The organism is Lysobacter silvisoli, from assembly GCF_003382365.1.
Classification (GTDB): Bacteria; Pseudomonadota; Gammaproteobacteria; order Xanthomonadales; family Xanthomonadaceae; genus Lysobacter; species Lysobacter silvisoli.
The window spans coordinates 740,057-765,540 of record NZ_QTSU01000002.1 but is presented as its reverse complement, the minus strand read 5'-3'; the positions used below and the strand labels follow the sequence as shown (position 1 = coordinate 765,540).

Sequence of the window (25,484 nt, the reverse complement as noted above, 5' to 3'; positions counted from 1 at the left end):
GTGGCTCATACCCGAACACGGTTATCGCTTGTCGAGTACGGATCACCCGTTGATCTGAGCCGCGAAATAGGCGCGGCGATTGGTGTGGATCGCACAAAAGCCAACAGCCTATTAATTGAGGCGGGCAACCGTGCCGCATCGAACTTGGGGCTTAAGTACAATCCCATTAGTGTCGATGCCATTGGCGCACGGGCCATTGACTTTGCTGGCCTCATTCGCTTAGCGCCGGCACTTGAATTGGAAGTGGCACCCAAGTTCTTGGGCCTTGATGACGTTGACGCCGCCTGGCGAGAGGACTTCTTCTTCCTCTCCACGCTCTCACGGCATGGGCGGCTTCTTGCGACCGAGCGCCTATCGGCCTCAGGTGGCACACCGCGTGACCTCTCCACGTTGGTGGCCCGATCCATCACTAGCATGTACGAGGCCCGAAAGCGCCGCCCTCTGCGCAGCTACCGCCTGGTGAGGGAGGCAGATTTCTTCATTGATGGAGATCCCGATCCAGTGGATCTCATCTTTCCATCACCCGATGGTTTTGAGCAGGAGGTCATCCGCTTTGATCGGCGCAATGGCTGGAATGCAAACATCGTGGCTGCTGCCAAGGAGCTTCTGCCCGAGGTGAGCGACCCATCAGCCGCAAGCTCCTTGGTGCGGCTGATCGAAGACCTTTCACCACAAAACGGCCCCGCAAACCGTCGTAAGTCCATCCCTGCGAGGCACAGGGCATGGAAGCCGTTGCACGAGCTTTCCATCGATGTACTTGGAGGACTGGGCCTCAACTACAAGCAGGGTCAAGCGCACGCGCCTGGCTATCTGGTTTCGACCTGGCGGGTGTGGGAGGACTTGTTGACGGTGGCGGCTCGCCTCGGATTCGGACGCTCGGCAGTGGTGCCACAAAAGGGCTTTACGCTGGGCACCAAGACCAAGATGAGTACGGGTGCCATGAGTGAGTTGAAGGTCTTTCCCGACTGCATGATCGAGGCTGATGGCGCAAGGCCCCAATTACTCCTGGACGCTAAGTACAAGGGGCACGTAGAAAAGGGGCGGCTTCGCATTTCGGAGGCTGACATGTACGAGGCGCTGGCCTTTTCTAAGGCCACGGGTCGCAACCTGATCGTTCTTGCCTACCCGGCCCAGCCAGGTGATGTGCCGCAACCTGTGGGCACGTGTACCGCCTTTGAAAGCGTGCAGGTGGGCGCTGTGCGAATCGTGGGAATTCAGGTCGAAACTCGCCACATCTCAAGGGCTGGTGCTCTAAAGGTTTTTTCCACCAACTTGGCGGATGGAATCGCGACGGTATTGCGATGACCTGGATATCAACGATCGTAGCAGCACGGTCAGCGTGCGGGTGGCGACCAAGAAGGACGAACAGGGGGCGGGATGTGACCGGTCAATTGCTTCACGCAATTGGCGTTGGTCCGTAAGGGAATATATCCGTAAGGAAAGAAATGACGACTGCACGCAAGCGCGTGGCCGATGCCGCGCTGAAGATCATCACGGCCAATCCCACCGGCATCTGGGTGGAGCAATGGCTGACGGAGAAATCCGAAGCCGAACGGGAAGAAGTCTGACGGCCATTGTCCGTTCGGACTGATGGCGCCGAGTGACGCCATCGTGGACCATGGCATTGCCGTCCTGGCCACTTCACCCGGCAACGGGGGACGGGGGCGAGAATCCCCACTCAAGCGCCGACGACCGGAGCCCCCGCAAGGGGGGCTTCGTTTCATCCACCCTGCTGTTGGACGCGTTCGCGCATGCGATCAATGGCGTCCTTGTAGTCGCTTGCCTTGCCACTGAGCAGCAGATCCAGCGCCACCCAGTTGCGCATGCTTGGGTGGATTGCGCCCAGGCCCATTGGTTTGGCGGGTTTCATGGCAGGTCCCAGCGTATAGACGAAATGCGGGATATTGGTCTCAGGCCATCGTGGATCGACGTCCTGGATATGGTCGGTCACGTCCACCTGCTCGATGAAGTGGACGCTGCGGAACTCGGCCAGGTAACGGAAGCCGATGTAAGACGGCGGGATGACCGGCCAACCGCTGCGATCGCTGCCGCCCACGGGATGGAAGTATTTGCCTTGCTCGACGACCACGTCGATCCACGTCAATGGGTTCGAGGGCTGGATTCGCGAGCGGTTGAGCGAGACCACGTAGGCCCGTGAATCGAACACGTTGGAGGTCATGCCGTATTCCTGGAGGTGTTGAACTAGCTGGGTAAGCCAGACCCGGTCGACCGGGCTGCGAGTGGCGTCGTGGGCGCGGCGTGCCATGGCCTGTAGGTCTGACCAGGACAGGTGAACTACCGGTACGCCAGCCAACCTCCCGGGCAGGTGACGCCTGGCCCAGGCTGCGTCGGCTGCACTGACCGATACCAGAACCTTGGCCTGGGCAGGCGAGGCCAACAAGCGGGGCAGGTAGCGCTCCAGTTGCCCCACGGTGGGCACGCGCCATCCCAGCTTGGCCTCGATGATGGCATGAAGCGCGGTACCGGAGGCCAGCTCCATGTCCGTGAACCCACGGTCCTCTGCGAACACCTGGCTGGCCACTACCAGCTCTGCCTCTGGGTCACATGCCAAGGCTCTCAAAACTTCTCGACGTAACGCGGGCACCTGGTCTAGGCACCAGCCGAAGGCAGCCGTGCCTGCGTTCTCATCGCAGCCGGCCAACCCAAAGCAGCTGGCGGGTGTGGTGTTTCGTATCAGCATGACTTCCTTGGGCCTGGGACTATTGAAGCGAGTGACAGGCCATGCACGCCTTTGCATGCTCGGCGAGGTGGGCCGGGTTGGGGCGGTGCTCCAACGCCACGGGCAGGGACGGGAGCCTGCCCAGCAGGGTCACATAGTCGGTGGCGAGCAGCGATGGTGCCAAGGCCACCGTGTGCTCGGGGGTGATCCAGAGCAGCTGGCAATCGAAGAGGGTGTGGATGTCGGCCCGCAGGAGCAGGCCGTTGTCCAGCCGGTTCGTGTGGTCGCCCTTGTAGGGCAGCACGTGTGCCGCCTCGAGCACCTCCACGGCCGAACACCCGGTTATCGCGCAGCGACCGCCGTAGGCGTCCAACAGCTTGGCGCGGAACAGCGGTTGGCCGCGGCGCTGGGCCACGGCGCGCATCGCCCACACGCGGGCTTTGTGGGCGCTGTCCAGCGGGGCATCGAACGCATCCGCCTGTGCCTCGGCTTCCACCTTGGCCTGGTCGTCCAGGGCCAGGGGCACCGCTTGCCACGTCCTTTCGGCGATCGGAATAAGGTTCCAGTGACCATGCTTGGCCGGGTTGAACAGCACGTAGCGGGTGCGCCGCGGTGGGCCAGGATCGGCCACCTTGAACAACCGGTCGTGGGGATGGTCCTGGTCGCTCCGCCAGTTCGTGCGTGCGTAGTTGTGATGGGCACGGCTGGCACTGTTGACTGTGAACAACTCCAGATCAGCGCGAGCGTTACCCAGCGGATCCTGAGGAAAGCGCTCGCGGTCCCATGCTTCCACCTCGGCCAGGGTGGCGCTGCCCAGCTCGGCGAGAGCGTCGGCCGCCCGCCAATACTTCACCCCGTCGCGCTTGGATCGTGGCTGGGCCATCGGCTACTTCCTCCGTGCCCGTGATGAATGCTGGGCCTGTCTGAACCGGTGAGTGGGCCTTGGCGGCTTGTAGCCGCACAAGGGAAAGTTGGAGCAGGAGCGGAACTCCCCATAGGGACCCGTGCGCAACACCAGAACGCCTTGCTTGCAGGCTGGGCAGGTCTCCTCTTGAACGGCTTTGCCCTCGGTGTCGGTGAGCACCACGGCTCCGTCTTCTTCGAGCTCCCGAAGGAACGTCGAGCATTGCCCCTTGGCGGTGAACATCGCGACGGTGCGGCGGGCCCGTGTCAGGGCCACGTAGAACAGGCGCCGTTCCTCGCCCAAGGGGAAGGTGTCGCCCTCCGGCATGGCCAAGGCCAGCACCGGATCGTCGGTGCGGGTGTTGGGGAAACTGCGTCCCCTCAGCGCGCTGAGCATCTCGGGCAGGATGACGTAATCCGCTTCGCTGCCCTTGGAGCGGTGGATGGTCAGGAACGACACGTCCACCCAGCGGTTGAAGCGCCCCGGATTGGCCGGTACATAATGCCGATCGGCGTTGTAGCGCCCCAGCACATAAACGGACACCTTGCCGTTGCGTCCCGGTGGAATGGTGCCATCCCGCACCTGTTCCGCCAGGTTCACCACGAACCGGTCGATGGCATCAGCCAGTCTTTCTTTGCTGTCCACCTGGAACGCCTGGACCACCGGGCCCTGACCAGGAGTGGTCGAATGCACGCGCTTGGCGATCTGGGAGGGGTTCTTGGAAATAAACGCGCTGGACACGTCGCACAACGCTTGGGGGCACCGGAAGGTTTGCTCCAGCTTGAGCACCTGTCCGTGGCCAAACCATTCCCGAAAGCCGGTCATCACCGACACATCGGCGCCGGCAAACCGGTTGATGGACTGCCAGTCGTCGCCGACGGCGAAGAAGAAGCGGCCCGTGTCCTGGACCAATGCGCGGCACAAACGGGCGCGGGCGCGAGAAGCGTCTTGGAACTCGTCTGCCATCACCAGATCGTAGGGCGATTCCACGCGACCACTTTCGAGATGCTCGGCGGCCTGGTTGAGCATGTCCTCGAAGTCGATCCCGTCTTCGGCCACCAGGGCTTCGTCCCAGGCATCCATCACGGGGCCGGCGATGTCGAGGAACATCTGGTGGCGAAGCTTGAATGTGTCCGCGGGCATCGCGTCGAGCCGCCGCTGCAGGTCTACAACGCTCAGGCCATTGCTCTTGGCGTGGCTCATGAACGTGCGCACCAGTCCGATGAGCTCGATGGACTCCATGGGCTTCTGCCCACCTTGGGGGATCTCCCGGTCAGGGTTCGGGTCCAGCACCACACCGCGGGACGTCAGTTCGTCCTCCATCCGCTGGAAATCGACGTTGGTGCGGATGCCATGGGACGTGGTCTCGAACAACGCGGTTCCCTTGTCCCTGTGCAATTGCCGCTTCCAAGCGACGCCCTCCAGGTAGCCTTTGAACTCCGGCGGGGGAAGGCCTTGGGCATTGAGTGCGAAGTGCTCGTGGTAGAGCTCCAGCTTGGGGTAGTAGAAATCGGGCTTGTATTGGCGGTGATCTTCGTCGGCGGTGCGGTGCTGATAAGGTGGCTCGTACTGGTAGTTGACGCCGTTCAAGAACAGCCAATTGGCGATCATCGCCTCCTCCTGGCTCTTCACCCGCTCCCCTTGGGTGGTTACCAGCGCGCCCTTGCCTTGAGCGTCCCAGACGTCCGCCGGTTCCGAAGCGCCAAAGGCCGGTAGATCCTTCCCAAAAACGAAACGGAATAGATCCCACTGCCGACGAAATGTGGGGAAGCGGTCCTTTAGCTGATCCACGATCTCGGTGAGCTTGCGCACTCCGCCGGCCGTGTCCGTAGCCCAGTCGGGAATGTCGGGTCTTTCCCCCGTGGCTTTGCCGATAAGGCGAAGGCCCAAGGCGTGAAAGGTGGAGGCCTCCACGGTCATGTCCGCCATCCCCAATCGCTCGAACGCCTGGGCGGCACGCTCCTTGAGTTCCTCGGCGGCCTGCTTGTTGAAGGCGAGTAGGATAATCCGCTTGGGATCCACGAACCCACGGTGGATGGCGTAGGTCGCCTTGGCCACCATCGTGGAGGTCTTGCCCGAGCCGGCCGAAGCTACGACTTGCACGCGGTTGTCGAAGCACACGACGGCGCGTGCCTGCTCCGGGGTCAGCGGCTTGCTCTCCACCCGGTCCAGCAGGTCCTTGCAGGCCACCAGTTCGCGTTCGACGTGTGCGGCATTTAGCGCAGCCCAGGCCCGCCGATGGTCGCCCTCCCAGGCGGCCAGTGATCGCTCTATCCCTTTGGCCGACGAGCCCAAACGCACCTGCACGCCGGGCTTCTTCAGACGATCACGCATGCCTTGGGCGTCAAGGCCAGGGCGAGCGGAAATGACCGCCGTTTGTTGCTCGTGGGTGAACCAGCGGCGTTGTTGGGCGCAGCGTTGTTCCTCGCTGGCCATGAGCGCCAGCCACCGTTCGATGGCTTGATGCTCGGATTCCAGGAACGCCACGTCTTCTCGGAGGCGCTTGTCCGCTAAAGCCACGTTCACCGCATGGGCAAGGGTGGCCCCTTGGGCGTTGGGCAGCCCATCGGCTTTCACCTCCCGGGCTTGCCCGAGGTGGAGGGTGATGTCCGTCCAGAACGTGCCGGCGTGAACGCGGTAACTGGCCTCGTCCTCAACATTGACCCGGTGGGTGCTGCCATCCAGCGTCAAGGCGAGTTCCAGGCCATCCAGGCGCAAGCGCCAATCCGATGATCCGGTCAGGTGCTGGCCCCACCACGAGGGGGCCCATTCCTTTGCCATTCCTTGTCCCACGTTTCCCCGGGGATACCGGCGTTGGGAGTACCCGCCCGCCGGCTGCCCCATGGTAAAGGGTGCAGGAGCTTGCGGTCATGCCGGGCCAGGCCCGCAAGCCGGAGGGGCGCCGTCGCACCTCGTGAGAGCACCCACGGGCAAGCTGGCATCCGTAAACTGGGCTGGGGAACGGACCTTGGGTCCGAACAAGGGGGAAGGGATGAAGCACCGTGTATGGTCCGGCGCATTGGCGCTGGCGTTGATCGCAGGCCAGGTCCACGCCGATCCGGCCAAGCTGGGTTCCACGCCTGCACCGGTGGTTACAGTAAAAGGACGCAGCGTCCAGGACGTTCAGAACGCCATCGTGGCGATGATGTTGCCCGCGGGGAAGACCCCGGTTCGGCAGGACCAGAACGTCATGGTCTACGAATTTCCGCTGTCGTTCTGGCAATCCATCGGCGTGCAGATGGTGCAGGGGAATAGCGGGTGGCAGGAGCCTAAGGGACGCTTGACCTTCACGATGGCCCAGTTGGGCTCCGATGTGATGGTGAGCAACAAGTTCGAGACCGTGGCCACCAACATGTTCAACGCCAGCAATTCGCTGGAGATCACCAATCCGGTGGTCTACAACGAGAACTACCTTGGCCTACAACTGGTGGCGGCCTTCGCAGAGGGGCGCGTCGTCCCCGGCGATCACAACGCGTTGGGCATACAGGCCTACGAAAAGCCCACCCGCAAGACCCGCAAAGTCGGGGCCGTGATCGAAACCCTGGTGCCCGGGGCGCCGGCCGAACAAGCCGGGCTGCGTCCCGGCGACATAATCACCCACATCGGTGGCGTCCCTCTCGCCGAACAGAGCCCGGCAGCCATTCAGTTGCTCGGCTACCTACAGATCGGGGAAGCCAAGTTGCAGGTGCTCAACAAGGGCGAAGTCGTCGTGCACAAGCGGCCAGCTCCCAACGCTCCTCCCGTCGCGGAGGCCACTGCCGCTACTCCTTCGCCTGCAACACCCATCATGCCCACTGCCGCGGGTTCTGCGGCTACCACCCCGGCTCAGGAGGGTGGGCAGGGATGGTGGCAGAAGCAGAAGCAGGGCGACTGATCGCTATGTGAGGGGTAGGGTGGTCTTGCAGCCGCAGGCTGTGGATGGTCATGACGACAGCATTCATCCTGAAACCATGCCAGTCCATGATGGCCGCTAGACACAACCAGTCTCTGTGCGACAGGGTTCCGCCTTGGACCATGCCAGCGTCCTACGGTGTGAGTTAGTACACATCGGATGATGTTCGGTATTTTCTTACATGCATTGACTATGCATATGAGAATAGGTCGGCATGCAGCATCAACAGTTGAGTGAGTGGATAGATCTGACTGTGCCAATGGTGCAGTAGGAGAAAAGCTGACGTGCACTAACCGTTTCTCACGAAGTAGCGCAAAACATCATCAATGACAGCAGGCCAGCGAGACGATCCTCGCTGGCTTTTTTTATGCTCAAGAGAAAGGGTTAACCTATGGAATCATTACACTTCGGTATCAGAAGCGGAAAACATGGCACCGCGTCCGATCACCTGGCCTACATCACCCGTCAAGGATCTTACGCAGCGCGCAATGACCTGGTGGAGACGGGCTATGGAAACATGCCCGAATTCGCCAAGAACGACCCCATGAAGCTTTGGAAAGCATCCGAGCGGCACGAACGAAAGAACGGGTCAGTATTTCGATCGTTCACAGTCTCTCTACCCAATGTGCTGATGGTCGATCAACTCAAGGAGCTCGCTTGGATTGAGGCACGCACGCTGGCGGGGATCAAGCCGTTCCAGTTCGCGCTCCACATGCCGTGCTCTTCACTTCAGGGAGAGTTAAACCCTCACGTCCACGTAGTCGTCTGTGACCGGATCCCGGATGGGATTGAGCGACCACCAGAGCTTATGTTCAGGCGCTATCATCCGACGAACCCCGAAAAAGGTGGCTGTCGTAAGGATAGTGGTGGAAAGACGCCGCAAGCCTTGCGCGCGCACCTGATCGATCAGCGTAGGGCCGTGACCGAGCAGATAAACGCAGCTCTTAGCAAGCACGGGCACACCATCCGGATCGATCATCGGACACTGAAGGAGCGGGGCATAGATCGCGCGCCGGAGCGCTACCTTGGGCCCGCGAAGATCCGCAAAATGACGAAGGAAGAACGAGAGGCGTACGTCAAGAAGAAGCGCGGAGAAAACTGAGCCGACATCCTCATCGGTGGGGCGCTGGTTGAGGCAGTCACCGCCACTTCCCGAGGGGCTCGATCCTTGGCTTCGGGGCAATTTTCCCCGATAGGCTCTGTCCGACTCCATGCTATTCGTGCCACAAGTAGCACGAATAGCATGGGCTTGATCCCTGATAGGAAAAAGCGCGGGCCGTGCCGCCTCCTGGCGTGGGACTGCGCCTTCTACCCGGGGCGGGCTCTTATCCGACGTCAATCGAGTCGTCATTCTGTCGACGTCATTCGTGTTGCCTTGGTCGATCTGCGTATTCGAGATCGCGTATGTCGCCAGTGTCTTGGTCCTTTATGATCGTGGCGATCCACTGTGGCAACGCACCAAAAGGCTCAGCCCCAACAGAGCTCGCCCGGACATGGATGAATCGCGTAGGCGTCGTCACTCCGCATCCAGGTGCTCATCGACCGCCTCGACATCCAGCGAACCCGTGAGGTAGTCCGCTTTGACCTCCACCAGCGCCGCGCTTCCAAGTCGTGTCCAGGCTGTCAGGTTGCTGCGTGCCATGAACAAGACCAGGTTTCCGCCGGATCGGATCGTCGCGTCGGTCGTATCCACGAGGAGCAGCGCTCCGTGGCTCACCAGCAGCATCCGTCTCAGCTCCGGAATCGATTTGGAAGGCAAACACTGCTGCCGAGCCGTGATGGCTTGGGATCACCGGTGCTGCGCAGCAAGGATGGCATCAGTCGTCCGAGTCAGATTTGTAATCCGCTTCGCGTTTTCTGTCCTCGCAGCCACAGTTTTGGTTGTAGATCCGCTCAAAGCTGTCCTCTCCATCGTCCTCATCCCTTGAATAGACGGTGCAGCCGCAGATATAGCACTCGTAGTAGAACGTCGTCATAGCCCTGCCATTTGACTGTTAAAGAAGGCGTGGCGCAGACTCAATCGGGCTTCGTTCCGTCTTCTCGCGCGAACTCGTTCCTGTTCTTCGTGAGGTCTTCAGCGATCTCCCTTTCCTCGCCGTCGAGATCAAATTTCCGTCCGAGCTCCCGGTTGAAATTTCGCTTGAATTCTTCGAAGTTCTCGCTGACACGAATGGCTTCATTCATGATCATGCGATATTCCATGTTGAAGTCCGCTTCCCGCTGCAGACGTATTTCAAGCTCGGCCAACATCCCGGGAAGTTCCCGCATGCTTGCCTTCTGCCATTTGTCATGGACCTTCTGTTCTTTGGCCATCCTGGCATCGACTCGCTGGAGTGACCTCTCGCGCGACGCCTGGTGCAGTGAGCTTGCAAGCCCTTCCGGCGTGCTGCGATAGACCGAGCGGACCTCTTTCCAGCCCCGCGCGGCTCCCGGGTTTTGTCCGAGATACTGCTCTAGGGCCACCAATGCCCACTCAGGGCACCGTCGGCTGCTGGGACGATCAGCTGGCATCATCCAAGCCTGCAGTGTTCGCACCGAAACCTTCTTGTTCGTTTGGCGACGTAGAACCATGGAAGCGAGCTCGAAATCTCCGCCGTAGGCTCCATGTAGAAGCTCTGACATCTCGCGCTGGATGTACCGGTCGCGGATGAACTGGACAAGCTCCTCGGCCAATGCGCTCACTTGCACTTCGGTGACGCTCGCCGGCCACTCGCCATCAAGGTGGACGTCCCACGTTGGGTGGACGGCGTCATAGGTGATCGAAAACACCAGTCCCGTCTCCAAGTGGGTCGCCGTCCGAGCGGGGTATTGATAGGACCAGGTCATGCTGCCTCCGAGATGTGCGCACAATGTAGTGCACAATGTGCGAGGATGCAATATGCGGCCTCTTTGGCTGTGTGGTGCCGGCCTGCGGTGCGCGCGGAGGCTGAACTAACGGAAGCGAACCCGACAGCTTCCGAGAAGTCCTGCACTGCCGTCCGCGGCCCGACCGCGGTTCAAGCTGCTGCTTTGTGCGCGATCGCGCTGACCCGGAGGCGCAGGTGCGACTGGGCGTTGGGCCAGCACCTGGCACAGGTTTCGGTCGCCGAGTTCGGGGCCTGCGAAGAGGTCGTCGATTCCAGGCGCGTCGTGCGGAAAAGCGATCCGGTCGAGTGGGGCGCCTGGTTCTATCGGAGCACGGCCACGCCTTTGCGCAAGGCCGGCCGGACCTATGGGGCGACGTCGATGAACGGGTCGCCTACTCGCAGTCCGGCGCAAAAAAAAGCCCACCGGCTTGGTGGGCCGATGGGCTGGCTGGTGTCTTGGTGGTCGAGTCAGTGGATCGGGAAGGTGTTGAAGTACGCGGGATTAAGTACGATGAATTCCTTGGCCTTCTTGTTCCATGCCTGCTTCACCGAGTTGATCTGGACCGCCTGGCGGCCGACCAGGATCTGGAGGGCGCTATTGAGGCGGTCACTATCGCGAATGCCGCCGTACTGGCGCACGTAGTTCTTCAGCACCGAGTCCTTGCCCTGAGCGTGGATGTACCGATACAGGAACGAGTAGACGCTGTCGGCATCCAACTCATCAGGCGACCGAATCAGCGGCGGGGAAAACAGCGCCTTGTACTCGAACAGGTGCCATCCGGCAATCTGCTCTGCGCGACCCAGGGTGTCAGCAGAGATCTGCCCGATCGCTGCGACGCGGGCTTCCGGGTCGTCCGGGAGGCTGGCGGTGTCGGCCTCGAAGTAGTGCAGGAGGCAGGCAATGCGGCCGACGATGTCCAGGTATTTGTTGCCGAAGTCGCTGATGTCGTGGAGGAAGAGCCCTGGGTAGAGGTCAGTCTCGACTTTTGTTGCGATCTGTAACCACAGCTGCTTGGCCTGCTCATCGAACTCGATGATGTCTCGAGTCATCCGCCCAGATTCGAGCATCCGCGTGTAGGCCGCGAGCAGTTCTTGGAGGCGCGCGTGGAAGGGCAGGAGATGAACGGGGGGCGGGCTAAACTGCGGCGGACGGAGGCCGTGGATCGATGGGGACCTGGAGAACAGGACGCGTGCGCAGAAGCCGGAGGCCCGCACCTGCGCTCCCCGCTTGGCGAAGAAGTCCGCCAGCACGTCGGGCTGGATCATGAAGCTGATCGTCAGGCGCGAATTCTTGGCGATGAGGTGGGTATGGTCAGCACGGTCAAGGGTCAGCAGTCGTTTGCCGTCCCAAGTGTTGTTGAGAAAGCCGAAGTGGCGCATCACGGTGCTGGCCAGCAAGGTTTGGCCTTCATCCGTCAGCAGGGCCATGGCCATGCCGTCGCCTTCCAGTGCTTCGAACATGGAAAGCTTGGTGGTGTCGGAATGAATGAGACGAGGGGACGGGGACAAGGTCGGCTCCTGGGCTTCAACAGCTGACAGATGTGCCTCCGCTGCGGCCGTGTCGCCCGCTTCCATCAGCCTCGCGTACTGGCTAAGGGCGCGCTTGTGCAATGCGCGCCAGCGCGCCGTTGCCAGCCTGTGCTTCTTCTTCAGGTCCTCCTCATGTTCCAAGGCCTCCATATCGTGATCATGGAGGGGGCGGCAGAGCGCCACTTCGGCCGCGGATTTGCGGTCACCTGAGGCCGCCGTGATGGCCTGATAGAGGGCGCACGGGCGGATCTGTCCGGACAGTGGATGCTTCCAGTCGACCAAGGGGCTCAGCGCCGTCGACAGGGCGGTGAGACAGGAGGTACCGGCGATGATGTCGGTGACCTGGATGTTCATGATCAGCTCTTCCGCTGCGCGACAGATGCGCGGCGGGAAAGCGTTGATGGGATAAGGACGCTGATTGACGGTGAACATGACGGTTACTCCGATGCGCTGGGGATCAGGGACGAGATGGGCGTTTTGGTGGAGCTGAGATTGGGAGTTGCGCTCTTGCGGGTGGGCTTCAGTGCCTGGCCGCACGTGTCGCAACAGATGAGATTCCCGTTCTCGTCACGGCGGGCGCGTTCCTGATCGAGCATGTCGTTGAACGTGCGGGCACAGACGTTGGCCTGGGCCAAGTCGTTGAAAGCAGTCAGGACATCACGCACAAGCCTTCCGCTCATGAGGTAGCTCTCAAGCCTCGGATAGAGTTCACGGAAACGCTGCTGCATCTGCTCGCGCTTGGTGGGTTTGGCCTTCGCCATCAGGCGGTCCAACTTGTCGTACAGCGCCTGCACGCCTTCGGTTTCGAGGCGCGTCTGCCTATCCCGGCGCCCCTTGGGCGCCGGGTTGTTGTTGTCGAGATTCATGGTTTGACCTTAGTTGGGGCGGTGCGCGTTCGCGCAGGATTCGAGGAAGGTCTTGATGTCGGTGTTCCACCACACCGTAGGGGACCGGTCGCTGTTGCCGAGTTTGAACGGCTTGGGCATGCGGGGGTCATACGACCTCGACGCCGGATCGAGGCGCCCATAGAGGGTGCTCTTGCTGATCCCGAGCATGTCGAGGACTTCGGGCAGGCGGATCGCGCGGTGGGAGGTCGTAAGTTGCGTGCTCATCGCCGCTTCCATGCGCCGAATGCGGTCGAAGATCTCCTCGAGGCGTTCCATGACGCGGACTTCGATCAGCGAATACAAAAACTGGAAGCCGCGTTCCACATCGTGGGGGCTCCCGTTGAGCGTCGGAAGGGCCGGGACGCTCGCGCCGCGATGGTCGCGGCGCCTGATCTGCTTGGTAGTGGGATTCAACATCTTCAGTTTCCTCGTTGTGAACCGAGCGCAGAAGTGCGCTGCAGTGCGAGGAAGGCTGACGTCGTCCACTTTATCTGTCAGACGCACAGCTAGCTGTTGACTTGACGCGCCTAGCGTCTTGTGTCTTGCGCGCTGAGCTGCTCAATTCGTTGGCACACTTGGCGATACTGGGCTGCAAGCTCCTGATACTTCGGATCTTTCTTGGCAGACCACCGCTTCAGTGTCGTGGTCAATCGGTAGAAGATTGGTTCCACATCCTTCTTTCCTGCTTTGGTTTGGTCGTCGTAGTCTTTCAGTACGCCTGCATATTTTGGTGTGGAATGGATGATCTTTGTAACCTCTTCCCACAGATAATCCTTCTTCATTTTCTTGTCGACTTGCATATTGCGGAGTACTTCGATGGCTACCGCGACCATCTCATCCCTGGCGCTCAGGCCCGTCAGTTTTCCGGCATCGCTTTTCGATTCAGACTCTGACTTTGTCGATTGCGTGATGCCAATGTACAGATGACATTCAATAAGAGCATGCAGAACTCGAGCATCATCTAAATCATTCCGAGCATTCTTTGCCTCTATCCAGTAGGCGACAGCAATCTCAAGCGCATCGTCCCTGGTTGCCCGTACCTTTGGCTTCACCGTTTTTCGCTCTTCCCGCAATGCATCGAACTCGTCAAGCCTCTTATTTCCCCAAGCGGCGGCAATGCGATTGTCAAACTGCGCTAGCCACTTTTGGTTCTTGATCACGTCCTCGTGAGTCTTCCAGCGCTCGTAGCTGGAGGCATTCTTCAGTTCGCAGAGCTTGTCGCACACCTTGTCCCAGATCTGCAGGAACGAAGTTTGATCACTCGCGTGAGATGCGCGAGAGTGCTTGATCCGCTCCAACGTGCTGTCGAGCAGTAGATCCAGGTTTGGGAGTCGTTCGCTGCTGTCATACCTACCCGTGTCTGGGAATGCCTTGGACTTGAACGTCGGGACCAAGCGCGGGGATGGGGCGGGTGCCTGGCCAAGAGCCTGGCTCAGGGAGGAAGGACGTGTATGCATGTGGTTTTTTCTACCGGCCAGTGCGGGGCTCTGCAGGAGTGTAGTCGGTGGCTTGCGGGCTTGCGGGCTTGCGGGCTTCCGGGCTTGGCCCGGGACATCGCCGAATGCGCCTGCGGTACCAGAGCAGAGGTGTCGAGCCAAGAATGAGGCGGCGTAAAGCGCCGCCTCGTTCTACTTGCGTATAGGCGAATGCTGGCGGCAACCTAGCTTGTCGCTGCTGCGCAGCTGGGATGTGGCCAGCGGCCCCGTCGGAGCGTCAAAGAAAGGGCCCGCGCGGTAGCTGGTCTGGGTGCTTTAGCCGGCACGCACGTTGCTGGCAGGTTGAGCATCACACTTGCGCCAGCGTCCTGCCCCGCTTTTCGAGGTGTTGATCGATTTCATTCCACCACGACGACGGCTGACGCAAGCCGAAGAAGGCTGGACCCCGAGAATGTCCAACCTGGTCTCGCTTTGTCCGGTCGCTGCCAGTCAAAAAGTGAGTCAAAGTGCGAGTCAAGCAATGTAAGGAGCCTTCTTGTAATTCAAAATATTCAATGGGTTGTCTGAACAATGCGGTTGCTGGTGGGCCCACCAAGGTTGGTGGCGCATGTCGACTTGCGCCGCCATCGGAAGTCTTACTCCCCCCAATTGTTGAAGAGCGATGGGAGGCTTCGGGCTCTAGGCAGCCAGCGCCCTTACGGGGGCCTCAGGTTGATGCACTCGGCAGCGCGGCCTGCAGAACTCAACCTGCGCTGATTTCCGTGGTCAGACGGTTACAAGCTGGCAGCCAGCGCATCGATGTAAGCATCCAGGCTGATCTCACCGCGTATCGGACGTTCCGCGCGATCGAAACCGCCGTCGATGGACACGGTGGTCATCCGGGCATAGGAAGTGGCGGCCGCCTCGGAGAAGCCTAGCGATTGAAACGCCTGTTCCAGCTGATCGCGCGGCGTCACTTCGACCCTCACCGGCCGGTTCAGCGCCGAAGCGAACGCGGCGGCGACGTCGTTGCAGGTGTAGTCGGCCGGACCCTCGACGTAGCGAACGCCGATGTCGTCGATGCCGGACGTCAGGCGCGCCGTCGCGGCGCGGCCCAGGTCCGCGGGGGCGACCATGGGGATGGGGAGGTCGGCCGGGAACATCGCCGAAAGGACGCCGTTTGCGCGAACGCTGTCGAGTTGGCTGTCCCAGTTGCTCATATAGTACGCGCCACGATTGATCGCCGCCGGGATGGACTGACGACGCAAGCCTTCTTCCAGCTCCCAGAGCACGTTGAGATCTCCCAACCGCTCGCCGGGTTGTGCGCCGCCGGTCGAGACGGCTACCACTTTCTCCAAGCCAGTGCCGTTCAACGCTTCCAGAATGTTCCGGACGGTACGGCGCTCGACAGCATCGGTGTCGGTGGCGACATCCGCCGGTGGGTTGAGCAGCAATGCGCGCTTGCCGCGCTTCAATGCGGCATGCAAGGAAGGGACGTCGTTGATATCCGCCTCGACGATCTGCGCGCCCTTGCGATGCCATCGGGCTGCATGGTCTGCATCGCGCGTGACCAGAAGCACGCCCTCGCCCTGGGCGAGCAGGGTTTCGACGGTGGCCGATCCGACATGGCCGGTGCCGCCCATGATCACATGCATACGGATTCTCCAATGCACTTGGCGCTCAGCGAAGGCTGCTGATGTTGCAGGCGGTGCTGGGACCGCTATGTGAAAGCGTGGCCCGAGCGAGCTAGCCCATAAATGCGACCAGATTCAATTTCATTTGCTGGTCATTTGCTGGTTCTTCCTAACACGGTCTTCGCATGCATCACGCGCGCCATTAACTCTTCCCCTGCCAAGGTGAACCGGTAGCGGCCCTCAGTCGCCCGCCGCGCCGCACCCACCAGGAGAGTAGACATGGCCGATTCCGAAGCCCTAGAGCGCAAGTTGTGGAAGCACCTGCATGACGACCGCACTGTCATGCTCGGGGCCGAGGGCGAAGGCGGTCACACCAGGCCCATGACGGCTCTGGCCGAGGGCGACCAGTCGCCGCTGTGGTTCTTCACCGCGCGCGACAACCAGCTGGTGCAGGGCCTCGGCCAGCCGCGTCAGGCCACCGTGGCCTTCGCGGCGAAGGACCACTCGCTGTTCGCCAGCATCGACGGCACTCTGCACCTGGACACCGATCCGGCCGTGATCGAGCGCCTGTGGAATCCCTTCATCGCCGCCTGGTACGAGGGCGGCAAGGACGATCCCAATCTGGCCCTGCTGCGCTTCGATGCGCGCAACGCGGAGGTGTGGTTGAACGAGAACAGCATGCTCGCCGGGGTCAAGATGCTGCTCGGCGTGGACCCCAAGCGGGATTACGCGGATAAGGTCGGCGAGGTGGATCTACGGCGCTGACACGCCAGGCGCCGCTCAGGACACCCGATGGGCGTTACATCGTGGTGGACGGACGCTTGTGGCGGACGAGCAACCCGCATTTGTCCGAGGCCGAGAGGGCCGAGGCGGTGAGCGAGCTGATGGCGGCGCGGCGTGCGGTCAAGGCTGCGGCGGAGGATGCCCAGGCGATGGCCGAGGCGCGGCGCCGCGTCGATAGTGCCAAGCGCCGGCTGGGCGAGCGGGGGCCGGTCTGGTGGACGGACGGGGCGCCAGACTACAACCGCCGGGCCATCGCCCGGACGCCCTATGCGACGTGGTATGCGGCGCTCGAGGGCCGGGGTAAGAGCCGGGGCGGGCCGGACGGTGCGCCGAATCGGCGAAGCGTTCGGATCGGCCGATGAACCGTTGCCGGCGGCGCCGGTTCTGGGGGTAGCATCCCCGCATCCGCGTCAGCGCGCTCCCGGCACCCATGGCCATTACCGCAACCCGTCCGTTCGATCTGCCGCGCGAGCGCCTGTTCTGGGTGCTGCATCTGGGTGGCTGGCTGGCCTATTTCGGGCTGGGCTATCTGCAGTCGGTGGCCTACGGCAAGCCGGCGGGTTACTGGGTCGTGCCCATGACGGCGGCCGTCACCGGTTCGCTGGTCACCCTGGGCCTGCGCTACCTGCTGCGCGGCAACTGGTCGCTGCCGCCGCGGCGACTGTTGGCGATCATGGTGGTGCCGATCCTGGCCAGTTCGGCGGTGATGGACCTGATCACGCGCCGGGTCATGATCGAGTTCTGCGATACCTGCGTGCCGATGAACAACGCAGCTTACATCGCCTATTCGCTGAGCTACATCTATGTGGTGCTGGCCTGGGTCGGCCTTTACATGGGGGTCAAGTACTACCACCAGTTGCAGGACGAGACGCGGCGGGCGCTGGCCTCGCGCACCATGGCCCATCAGGCGCAGCTGAAGATGCTGCGCTACCAGCTCAATCCGCATTTCCTGTTCAACACGCTCAATGCGATCTCAACCCTGATCCTGGATCGGGACAATCCCACCGCCAATCGCATGGTGCAGGGCTTGTCGTCGTTCCTGCGCCACTCGCTGGACAGCGATCCGATGCAGCGGGTAACCCTGCGTCAGGAGTTGGATGCGCTCACGCTGTACCTGGACATCGAGAAGATGCGTTTCACCGAGCGGCTGCGCATCGAGACCGACATCGAAGAGGATTGTTGGCGCGCGCTGCTACCTAGCCTGTTGCTGCAGCCGCTGGTGGAGAACGCGATCAAGTACGCGGTGGCCAAGCGGGTCGAGGGCGGCCTGCTGCGGATCGAGGCGCGGCACGATGGCGAGCAGTTGGTGCTGCGGGTCATCGACGACGGTCCGGGCTGCAACGCGCTGGAGAACGGCGATCTTCCGCCGGGCAAGGGCGTGGGCCTGCGCAATACGCGCGAGCGCCTGGCCGTGCTGTACGGCGACAGCGGCGGCTTCACGGTCCGCAATCGCCGACAAGGCATCGAGGTGGAGCTGCGCCTGCCGTTCGAAGCCAAGGGCGCCGGGGAGTAATCATGGATCGCAGTGTTCGCGAGCACGCCATCGAGCGCGCAGAGCGGCAGGCCCAGGCGCGATTGCGCACCATCATCGTCGACGACGAGCCGTTGGCGCGTCGCGGCCTGGTGCTGCGGCTGGCCGAGCACGCGGATGTGGACGTGGTGGGCCAGTACGGCGACGGCGCGGCGGCGATCGCCGCGGTGCACACGCAGCGCCCGGACCTGATGTTCCTGGACGTGCAGATGCCGGGCGTGGACGGCTTCGAGGCCCTGCGCCATATCCCCGCGGCGGAGATGCCGCTGGTGGTGTTCGTCACCGCCTACGACCACTATGCGATCCGCGCCTTCGAGGCGTCCGCCACCGACTATCTGCTCAAGCCGGTGGACGAAGGCCGGCTGGCGCAGGCGCTGGCGCGCGTGCGCTACGCGCGCAGCCAGCGCGATGCCAGCGGCCATTGCGCGCATTTGCTGGGCCTGCTCGGCGAGCTGAGCGGGCGCGAGCCGCTGGGCCTGGACGAGGCGCTGCGCCCGGACGCCATCGAACAGCTGCGCAGCGACAACAAGCTGGCGGTGCGCGACGGCAACCGCACGGTGCGCATCGACCTGGGCAGCATCCGCTGGATCGACGCGGCCGGCGACTACATGTGCATCCACACCGACGGCGAAACGTTGATCCTGCGCGGGACCATGCGCGAGCTGGAGAAGCAGCTGGACCCGCAGCGCTTTCCGCGCATTCACCGCTCTACGATCGTCAACGCCAAGCGGGTGGTGGAATTGCGCCCGCATACCAATGGCGAAGGCTACATCCGGCTGGATTGCGGCCAGGAACTGAAGCTGTCGCGCACCCACCGGGAAAAGGTCGCCTTGCTGATCTGAGGCGCGCCGATTCGCGGTGCGCATAGGCCCGTTCTCCCCCAGCGCTAGGGGGGATGCTTTAGCTATGCCCGACTCCTGACAACGGCATCGGACCTAGGCTCCTAAGCGGGCGGGGCCGGGAGCGGCGTGCGCGCAGATCGCGCCGACCGCACGCGCCGGGTTCCGGCAAACGCTTGGTCGCACCACCGCAACCACTGGCCGCAAGCTGTGACTTCCGGCCCATCGCCGGCTTGCAGGTGCGGCGCATCGTGCGCCGGCCTGCCTGCCGACGAATGCGCCATGAAGATCACCGAAGCCTCCCTGCGCAATCCCGCCGCCGTCGCCGTGGCCGTGATCATGGTCTGCGCCTTCGGGCTGATCAGCCTGCTCGACCTGCCGCTGCAGCTGTTCCCGGACATCGAACGCCCGCAGATGTCGATCCAGACCGGCTGGCGCGCGGCCTCGCCGCAGGAGATGGAATCGGAAATCGTCGAGCCGATCGAGGCGGTGATGCAGGGCCTGCCCGGCCTGGAGGAAATCGCGTCCAACGTGCAGGCCGGCAACAGCCAGATCGGCCTGACCTTCGCCGTGGGCAGCGACATGGACGCGATGCTGGTGGAAGTGCTGGCGCGCATGAACCGGCTGCAGCCGCTGCCGCGCGACGCCACGCCGCCGGTGGTGCAGGCCGGCGCGGACAACGCCAACAATTCGCTGACCTTCTTCTTCGTGCAGAAGCTGCCGGGCACGCCCGGCGACATCCTCGACTATCGGCAGATGATCGAGGACCGCATCGTGCCGCGCCTGTCGGCCGTGGACGGCGTGGCCGGGGTGGAGATCAACGGCGGCGCGCCGGAGGAACTCACCATTACCCTGAACCTGGAGCGCGCCGCGGCGATGGGCATCCAGATTCCGCAGGTGGCCGCGGTGGCCGCGCGCGCCACCGACGTGTCCGGCGGCGTGGTCGAGGCCGGCCGGCGCGAATACGTGATGCGCTTCGCCGGCCGCTATTCGCCCGAGGCCCTGGGCGAACTGATCCTGGCCTGGCGCGACGGCCGCCCGGTGCGCCTGGGCGATGTGGCGCAGGTCGAGGTGAAGCGGCCGGAGCAGCGCTTCTTCGCCTACCAGAACGGCAACCCCGCGATCGGTCTGCGCATCCTGCGCGAGAACGGCGCCAACGTCCTGGACACGCTGGATGAGGTCAAGGCGGCGGTCGAGCAGATACGCGAGAAAGACCTCAAGCCGCTGGGCCTGGACATACGCCAGAGCTTCGACGCTTCGGTGTTCATCAACCGCGCCGTGGGCCTGCTGTCGGGCAACCTGTTCGCGGGCGTGCTGCTGGCCATCGGCTGCCTGTGGTGGTTCCTGCGCGACGCGCGCGCCACCACCCTAATCGCCTGCGCCATTCCGATCTCGCTGCTGGCCACCTTCATCGTGTTGCAGCTGACCGGGCGCAGCCTCAACGTGATCTCGCTCGCCGGCCTGGCGTTCGCCGTGGGCATGGTGATGGACGCGGCCGTGGTCGTGGCCGAGAACATCGTGCGCCTGCGCGAGGAGGGCGTGCCCGCCGGCCGCGCGGCGCTGGAAGGCACCCGCCAGGTCGGCGGCGCGCTGTTCGCGTCCACGCTCACCACCGTGGCGGTGTTCCTGCCGGTGATCTTCATGGAGGACGTGGAGGGTCAGCTGTTCGCCGACCTGGCGCTCACCATCTCGATCGCGGTCGGCATCTCGCTGCTGATCGCCTTCACCGTACTGCCGGCGGCCGCGGGCAACTGGCTGCGCGTGGGCAAGCAGAACGCGCAACAGCATCACTATTGGACCCGGGTCAGCGAGTGGGCCCTGCGCACCACCACCGGCCGCCGCCGCCAATGGGCCTGGGTCGGCGCGCTGGTGGTGGCGCCGGTGGTGCTCACCTACGCGCTGTTGCCGCAGATCGACTATCTGCCGCCGGTGAAGCGCGCGGCGGTGGACGCCTTCTTCAACTTTCCGCCGGGCATGAGCCCGGAGCGGGTCAATCGCGAGATCGTGCCCACGATCCTGCAGCGCATGCGCCCGTACATGGATGGGGAGAAGGCGCCGCAGTTGAGTAACTGGTACGTCAACGTCTGGCCCGGCGGCGGCACCATCGGCGCGCGCGTGGTCGACCCGGACGATATCGGCGAACTCGAGCGCATCGTGCGCGACGAGATCGTGGTCGGCTTCCCCGATACCCGCGCCTTCGCCGGCGAGGGCGAGCTGTTCGGCAGCTTCGGCGGTTCGGCGCGGGCGATCCAGATCCACCTGCAACACGGCGACGGCGATGCGCTGGCGCAAGCGGCGGAAGCCGGGCGCAAGCGCCTGGCCGAGCTGTTCCCCGGCGCGAACGTGCAGGCCTGGCCCAATGCCGACGCCGGCACCCCGGAGCTGCGCATCACCGCCGACGACCGCCGCCTGGCCGAAGTGGGCTGGCAGCGGCCGGAGCTGGGCACGGTGGTGCGCGCTTTGGGCGACGGCCAATGGCTGGGCGAGCATTTCGACGGCGACCGCCGCCTGGCGATCATCCTGCGCAGCAATCGCGAGGAAGATTTCAGCCGCCTGGGCGCCGCGCCGCTGGCCACGCCGCAGGGCGGTTTGCTGAGCCTGGGCGAGCTGGCGCAGGTGGACACCGTGCTCGCGCCCAATCAGCTGCGCCGCATCGACCGGCGCCGCACCGTGACCCTGACGGTGGACCCGCCGGCGGCGATGTCGCTGGAAGAGGCGCTGGACATCGTCAACCAGGACGTGGTGCCGGCGCTGCGCGAGGCCTTGCCCGCCGACGCCGCGATCCGCATTTCCGGCAGCGCCGACCGCCTGGGCGAGGTCGTGCGCACCATGGGCATCAACTTCGCGATGGCGCTGGTGGTGCTGTTCCTGCTGATGGCCGCGATGTTCGGCTCGCTGCGCGACAGCGCCTTCGTCATGGCGACCCTGCCCATGGCCGTGTTCGGCGGCGTGCTGGGCTTGCACGCGCTGGATCTGGTGGCGGGGCAGACGCTGGATCTGCTGTCGATGATCGGCTTCATCATGCTGCTGGGCATGGTCATCAACAACGCGATCCTGCTGGTCGCGCAGACCCGCGAGGCGCAAGCCGCCGGCGCAAGCCTGGAGGCCGCGCTGCAGCAAGCCCTGGCGCAGCGTCTGCGCCCGATCCTGATCGCCGCCCTGACCGGCGTGCTGGGCGCCTTGCCGATGGCGATCAACCCCGGTCCCGGCGCGGTGATCTACCGCGGCCTGGCCGCGGTGTCGGTCGGCGGCGTCGCGCTCAGCCTGGTCTTCACCGTGGTGCTGGTGCCTGCGCTGCTGCGCCTGGCCGAGGCGCGCCGTCCCGTGCGCGTCCGCGACACGCCGGCCGATGACGCGCTACCCCAACCCCTGTCCTGATCTCCCTCCCCACGGAGCCCGCCATGCGCACTTTGTATAAAACCTTGATCGCCGCGGCGCTCACCGCCGCCGTGTCCGTCCCGCTGTGGGACTACGACGCCGACGCGAGCGCTCCCGACAAACCCGCCACGCCGCCGGCCATCGTGGGCGTGGCGGCCGCGGTGAGCACCGAACTCGCGCCGCGCCGCTGGGCGCCCGGCAGCGTCATCAGCCGCCAGGATGCGCGCGTGGCCAGCGAGCAGAGCGGCCGCGTGGTGCGCGTGGCCGAGGTCGGCCAGAACGTGCGCGCCGGCGAGCCGCTGGCGGTGCTCGACGACGCGGCGCTGCGCCTGCGCGAGCAGGAAGGGCAGGCGGAACTGGCCCGCATCCAGGCCCAACTCGATCAGGCCACGCGGCAGGAGCAGCGCTACGCGCAGTTGGCCGCGCAGCAGAACATCGCGCGCGCCCAGTACGAGCAACTGCGCTCCGAGCGCGACGTGCTGATGCAGGACCGTGCGCGTTCGCAGGCGCTGCTCGCGCAGACCCGGCATCAGCGTGCGCAGATGACCGTGCGCGCGCCGTTCTCCGGCGTGGTCGCCGAACGGCAGGTGCAACTGGGCGAGTACGTGGCGGGCGGCGCCGCGGTCGCCAGGCTGGTCGATACCTCGGCGCAAGAGGTGCGCGTGCGCGCGCCGGTGGACCTGGCCCGCTATCTGGCCGTGGGTTTGCCGGTGCTGGTGCGGGTGGACGGCCAGGAACGCACGCATCCGATCAGCGCGGTCGTGCCGGTGGGCGACGAGGCTTCGCGCCAGCTCGAACTGCGCATCGCGATGGACGCGCGCGAACGGCCGGTCGGGACCGCGGTGGAAGTGGGCATGCCCAGCGCCACGCCGCGCGTGACCGTGGCGGTGCAGCGCGACGCGGTGATCCTGCGCCGCGAAGGCAGCTTCGTGTTGCGCGTGGGCGCCGACAACAAAGCCGAGCGCCTGCCGGTGCGCACCGGTACCGAAGTCGGCGACCTGGTCGAGATCAGCGGCGCGGTGAAGCCCGGCGATCGTCTGATCGTGCGCGGCGGCGAACGGGTGGAGCCGGGGCAGGCGGTGACCGTGCAGGCGGCCGCGAGCAGGGTGGCGCTGCGTTGATCGCGGCTTGCCACCGATGCGCGCGGACCGCCGCGTGGTGACTTCAGTCCTTGGAGCCGAAATTGATCGTGAGCACGGCCCGGATCGTCCGCGGCGGAACCGGCGTCAGCAGCCCTGAGCGTGCGACCGTGTAGCCCTCCTCGCCGCTCAGGTTCGACGCGACGACGCGCAACTCGGCCGGGTGCTGGCCGAGGACGAAACGGCGGCGGGTGCCCAGGCTCAGGGTGGTGAGCGCTGGGGCTTTGAGGGTGTTGGCGGTGTTGGCCCAGCGCTCGCCGGTGTGACTGAGGCTGGCGTCCAGGGACCAGTTCTCGCGCAGCCGGTATTCGATGCTGGCCGCGGCCACCGTTTGGGCGACGCCGACGCCGTGCGATCCGACCAGGCCGGCGTCCACCAGCGGTCCGCTGACTTCGGAGTCGAAGCGGACCAGGCCGGCGACCAGGTTGGTGCGGTCGTTGAGTTTGCCGGCGATCGAGGCTTCGATGCCGCGATGGCGCACTTCGCCGATCAGGCCGAAGGAGCCGTCCTGGCGCAGGCCCTGGCTGGGTTTGGACACGTCGAAGAGCGCGCCGATGAAGGTCAGGCGCGGCGTGAGCGCGTGCCGCAGGCCCAGCTCCTTTTGCTCGGCTTCGCCCGGCGGCAGCACTTCGTCGCGGTTGCTCGCGGAGCCCGGCGCGGCGCCGCTTTCTTCCAGGCCGGTGACCCAACTGCCGAATAGAGCGGTGCGGCCGGTCAGGTTGAACACCACCGAGGCGTTGTGGTGCGTACTCAGGCTGACGCGCTGGGTGCGGTTGCCGGACAGCGCCTGCGAGGCCTTGTCGTAGCGTACGCGGTGCAGGCCGAAACGCAGTTGCAGGCGGTCGTTCCAGGTGAGGGCGTAGCCGGCCGAGGCGGTGAGCTGCTCGGTCCGGTCCTCACCGCGACGGCCGGACCACGCCACCTCCGCCAGGTCGGGCGGATCGCCGGAGAGATGGAACGCGCCCAGTGGGATGGCCTGGCTGGACGTGAACTCGTTGCGGGTGCGCGCGCCGCGCAAGGACAGGGTGGCGCGATGATCGAAGGCGCCGGCCGCGAACGAGCGCGCGATCCTGGCTTCGGCCGAGGTCGCGTGCTTCTCGCGTCGCGGTGTGCGCAGGGTGGTCGCGGTCGCATTCCCGGCCGCGTCCGCCGAGATCAGGGTGAAGTCGTTCTTGTCGATGTCGAAGACCGAACGGAACGCCGACAGGTCGACCTCGAAGCCGCCGAAGCGGCCGTCGAAGAGCAGGCCGGTGTTGGTGCTCAGGCCTACGGTCTCGGCCCAGGCAGGCGAGTACTGATGCAGCGGCCGCAACGCCGGTGGCATGGCCGTGCCGGACGGGGTGACCGCGTAGTCGCCGTCGTAGTGGCGCCGGTAGATCGAGGTGAACGCGCGCAAGCGCCGGTCGGGCGCAAGCTTCCAAGTGGCGACGCCGCCGGCGTTGACGCCCGAGCCCCGGTAGCCTTGCGGGTGCACCTGCAACGGGCGCCACAGCACGCCGCCAGCGACGCTGAAAGTGCCGGCCTGGGCCGAGCCGTCGGCCTGGACCACGCGTGTGCCGAAATCGCGGAAACCCAGGCCCAGGCGTAATTCGTTCTTGGCCCCGGCTTCGCGCAAGCGGTAGTTCACCACGCCCGACGGCGCCGGGTAATCCAGGCGCGCGGCGTTCACGCCCACGCGCACGCCGACGCTGGACAGCACCGTGTCGTCCATGGCCGCGGCACGGCCGAAATAGGCGCCGTCGATGCGGTAGGCGCCGCTGTCGTTGAGGTCGAAGCCGCGCACCTGGCTTTCGGTATACAAGCCGGATTGCTCGATCCCCGCGCGCTCGCCGAAGGCGTCGACCGCCGAGGTAAGCGCGTTGTCCTGCGCGAGCGCGGGTGTGGCGACGGCGCAGCTGATGGCAAGACTGGCGAGGCGTGGCGCGTTGCGGCTCATAGGCGGAACCCGGGCTCGAGGAAGGCCCGGAAATTCTGTGGTCCGCAACGCGATGCGCGCCCCGATGCAACGGCTCATACGATTGCATTT

At 64.3% G+C, this 25,484-nt stretch carries 21 protein-coding genes; 10 read left to right on the top strand and 11 right to left on the bottom strand.

The window, feature by feature from the left end; all coding sequences use genetic code 11:
- Complete coding sequence (locus tag DX914_RS14640; RefSeq protein WP_115859946.1) at positions 1 to 1,305, top strand: 5-methylcytosine restriction system specificity protein McrC; 1,305 nt, start codon at positions 1 to 3, stop codon at positions 1,303 to 1,305.
- 140 nt (positions 1,306 to 1,445) lie between these two features.
- On the top strand, positions 1,446 to 1,568 hold the full coding sequence (locus DX914_RS20710; RefSeq protein WP_269204252.1) for a hypothetical protein: 123 nt from the start codon (positions 1,446 to 1,448) through the stop codon (positions 1,566 to 1,568).
- 152 nt (positions 1,569 to 1,720) lie between these two features.
- Here DX914_RS20710 and DX914_RS14635 read toward each other — a convergent pair whose 3' ends face one another.
- The 3 genes from DX914_RS14635 to DX914_RS14625 all read right to left on the bottom strand — a co-directional run bounded on the left by DX914_RS14635 (position 1,721) and on the right by DX914_RS14625 (position 6,365).
- Positions 1,721 to 2,542 (bottom strand): hypothetical protein, encoded by an 822-nt coding sequence (locus tag DX914_RS14635; RefSeq protein WP_115859944.1) that lies wholly within the window; start codon positions 2,540 to 2,542, stop codon positions 1,721 to 1,723.
- Positions 2,543 to 2,720: 178 nt separating this feature from the next.
- The gene (locus DX914_RS20615; RefSeq protein ID WP_231118280.1) at positions 2,721 to 3,563 is read right to left on the bottom strand and encodes an HNH endonuclease; all 843 of its coding nucleotides are present in this window, start codon (positions 3,561 to 3,563) and stop codon (positions 2,721 to 2,723) included.
- Positions 3,564 to 3,566: 3 nt separating this feature from the next.
- Positions 3,567 to 6,365 carry a UvrD-helicase domain-containing protein gene (locus DX914_RS14625; protein WP_115859942.1) on the bottom strand — a complete coding sequence of 933 codons (2,799 nt, stop codon included), beginning with the start codon at positions 6,363 to 6,365 and terminating at the stop codon, positions 3,567 to 3,569.
- Positions 6,366 to 6,576: 211 nt separating this feature from the next.
- Here DX914_RS14625 and DX914_RS14620 point away from each other — a divergent pair, with 211 nt between their 5' ends.
- Positions 6,577 to 7,458 carry a PDZ domain-containing protein gene (locus tag DX914_RS14620; protein ID WP_158549328.1) on the top strand — a complete coding sequence of 294 codons (882 nt, stop codon included), beginning with the start codon at positions 6,577 to 6,579 and terminating at the stop codon, positions 7,456 to 7,458.
- Between the two features lie 409 nt (positions 7,459 to 7,867).
- A complete protein-coding gene (locus DX914_RS14615; protein WP_115859938.1) occupies positions 7,868 to 8,578 on the top strand; it encodes a MobA/MobL family protein in 711 nt (236 codons plus the stop codon).
- A gap of 414 nt (positions 8,579 to 8,992) precedes the next feature.
- Here the strand turns inward: DX914_RS14615 and DX914_RS14610 are convergent, their stop codons facing one another.
- The 7 genes from DX914_RS14610 to DX914_RS14585 all read right to left on the bottom strand — a co-directional run bounded on the left by DX914_RS14610 (position 8,993) and on the right by DX914_RS14585 (position 15,809).
- Positions 8,993 to 9,202, bottom strand: coding sequence for a hypothetical protein (locus tag DX914_RS14610; RefSeq protein ID WP_115859935.1), 210 nt, complete (start codon positions 9,200 to 9,202; stop codon positions 8,993 to 8,995).
- A gap of 290 nt (positions 9,203 to 9,492) precedes the next feature.
- Positions 9,493 to 10,302 (bottom strand): hypothetical protein, encoded by an 810-nt coding sequence (locus DX914_RS14605; RefSeq protein ID WP_115859933.1) that lies wholly within the window; start codon positions 10,300 to 10,302, stop codon positions 9,493 to 9,495.
- Positions 10,303 to 10,790: 488 nt separating this feature from the next.
- Positions 10,791 to 12,284 (bottom strand): YfjI family protein, encoded by a 1,494-nt coding sequence (locus DX914_RS14600; RefSeq protein WP_115859930.1) that lies wholly within the window; start codon positions 12,282 to 12,284, stop codon positions 10,791 to 10,793.
- A gap of 5 nt (positions 12,285 to 12,289) precedes the next feature.
- Complete coding sequence (locus DX914_RS14595) at positions 12,290 to 12,718, bottom strand: hypothetical protein (RefSeq protein WP_115859928.1); 429 nt, start codon at positions 12,716 to 12,718, stop codon at positions 12,290 to 12,292.
- Between the two features lie 9 nt (positions 12,719 to 12,727).
- Complete coding sequence (locus DX914_RS14590) at positions 12,728 to 13,156, bottom strand: helix-turn-helix transcriptional regulator (RefSeq protein WP_115859926.1); 429 nt, start codon at positions 13,154 to 13,156, stop codon at positions 12,728 to 12,730.
- A gap of 110 nt (positions 13,157 to 13,266) precedes the next feature.
- Positions 13,267 to 14,196, bottom strand: a complete 930-nt coding sequence (locus DX914_RS20070) for a hypothetical protein (protein WP_147300686.1) — start codon at positions 14,194 to 14,196, stop codon at positions 13,267 to 13,269.
- Positions 14,197 to 14,948: 752 nt separating this feature from the next.
- Positions 14,949 to 15,809 (bottom strand): NmrA family NAD(P)-binding protein, encoded by an 861-nt coding sequence (locus DX914_RS14585; protein ID WP_115859924.1) that lies wholly within the window; start codon positions 15,807 to 15,809, stop codon positions 14,949 to 14,951.
- A 258-nt stretch (positions 15,810 to 16,067) separates the two neighbouring features.
- Here DX914_RS14585 and DX914_RS14580 point away from each other — a divergent pair, with 258 nt between their 5' ends.
- The 6 genes from DX914_RS14580 (at position 16,068) to DX914_RS14555 (ending at position 23,440) form a co-directional block, all read left to right on the top strand.
- Entirely contained in the window at positions 16,068 to 16,553 is a 486-nt protein-coding gene (locus DX914_RS14580; RefSeq protein ID WP_115859922.1) for a pyridoxamine 5'-phosphate oxidase family protein, read from the top strand.
- The gene (locus DX914_RS14575; protein ID WP_231118296.1) at positions 16,550 to 16,933 is read left to right on the top strand and encodes a hypothetical protein; all 384 of its coding nucleotides are present in this window, start codon (positions 16,550 to 16,552) and stop codon (positions 16,931 to 16,933) included. The genes DX914_RS14580 and DX914_RS14575 overlap by 4 nt, the downstream gene beginning before the upstream one ends.
- A 68-nt stretch (positions 16,934 to 17,001) precedes the next feature.
- Entirely contained in the window at positions 17,002 to 18,084 is a 1,083-nt protein-coding gene (locus tag DX914_RS14570) for a sensor histidine kinase (RefSeq protein ID WP_115859920.1), read from the top strand.
- Between the two features lie 2 nt (positions 18,085 to 18,086).
- On the top strand, positions 18,087 to 18,944 hold the full coding sequence (locus DX914_RS14565) for a LytR/AlgR family response regulator transcription factor (RefSeq protein WP_115859917.1): 858 nt from the start codon (positions 18,087 to 18,089) through the stop codon (positions 18,942 to 18,944).
- 279 nt (positions 18,945 to 19,223) lie between these two features.
- Positions 19,224 to 22,319 (top strand): efflux RND transporter permease subunit, encoded by a 3,096-nt coding sequence (locus DX914_RS14560; protein ID WP_115859915.1) that lies wholly within the window; start codon positions 19,224 to 19,226, stop codon positions 22,317 to 22,319.
- 23 nt (positions 22,320 to 22,342) lie between these two features.
- Entirely contained in the window at positions 22,343 to 23,440 is a 1,098-nt protein-coding gene (locus DX914_RS14555; RefSeq protein ID WP_115859912.1) for an efflux RND transporter periplasmic adaptor subunit, read from the top strand.
- A 43-nt stretch (positions 23,441 to 23,483) separates the two neighbouring features.
- Here DX914_RS14555 and DX914_RS14550 read toward each other — a convergent pair whose 3' ends face one another.
- Positions 23,484 to 25,394 (bottom strand): TonB-dependent receptor domain-containing protein, encoded by a 1,911-nt coding sequence (locus DX914_RS14550; RefSeq protein ID WP_158549326.1) that lies wholly within the window; start codon positions 25,392 to 25,394, stop codon positions 23,484 to 23,486.
- Between the last annotated feature and the right edge of the window lie 90 nt (positions 25,395 to 25,484).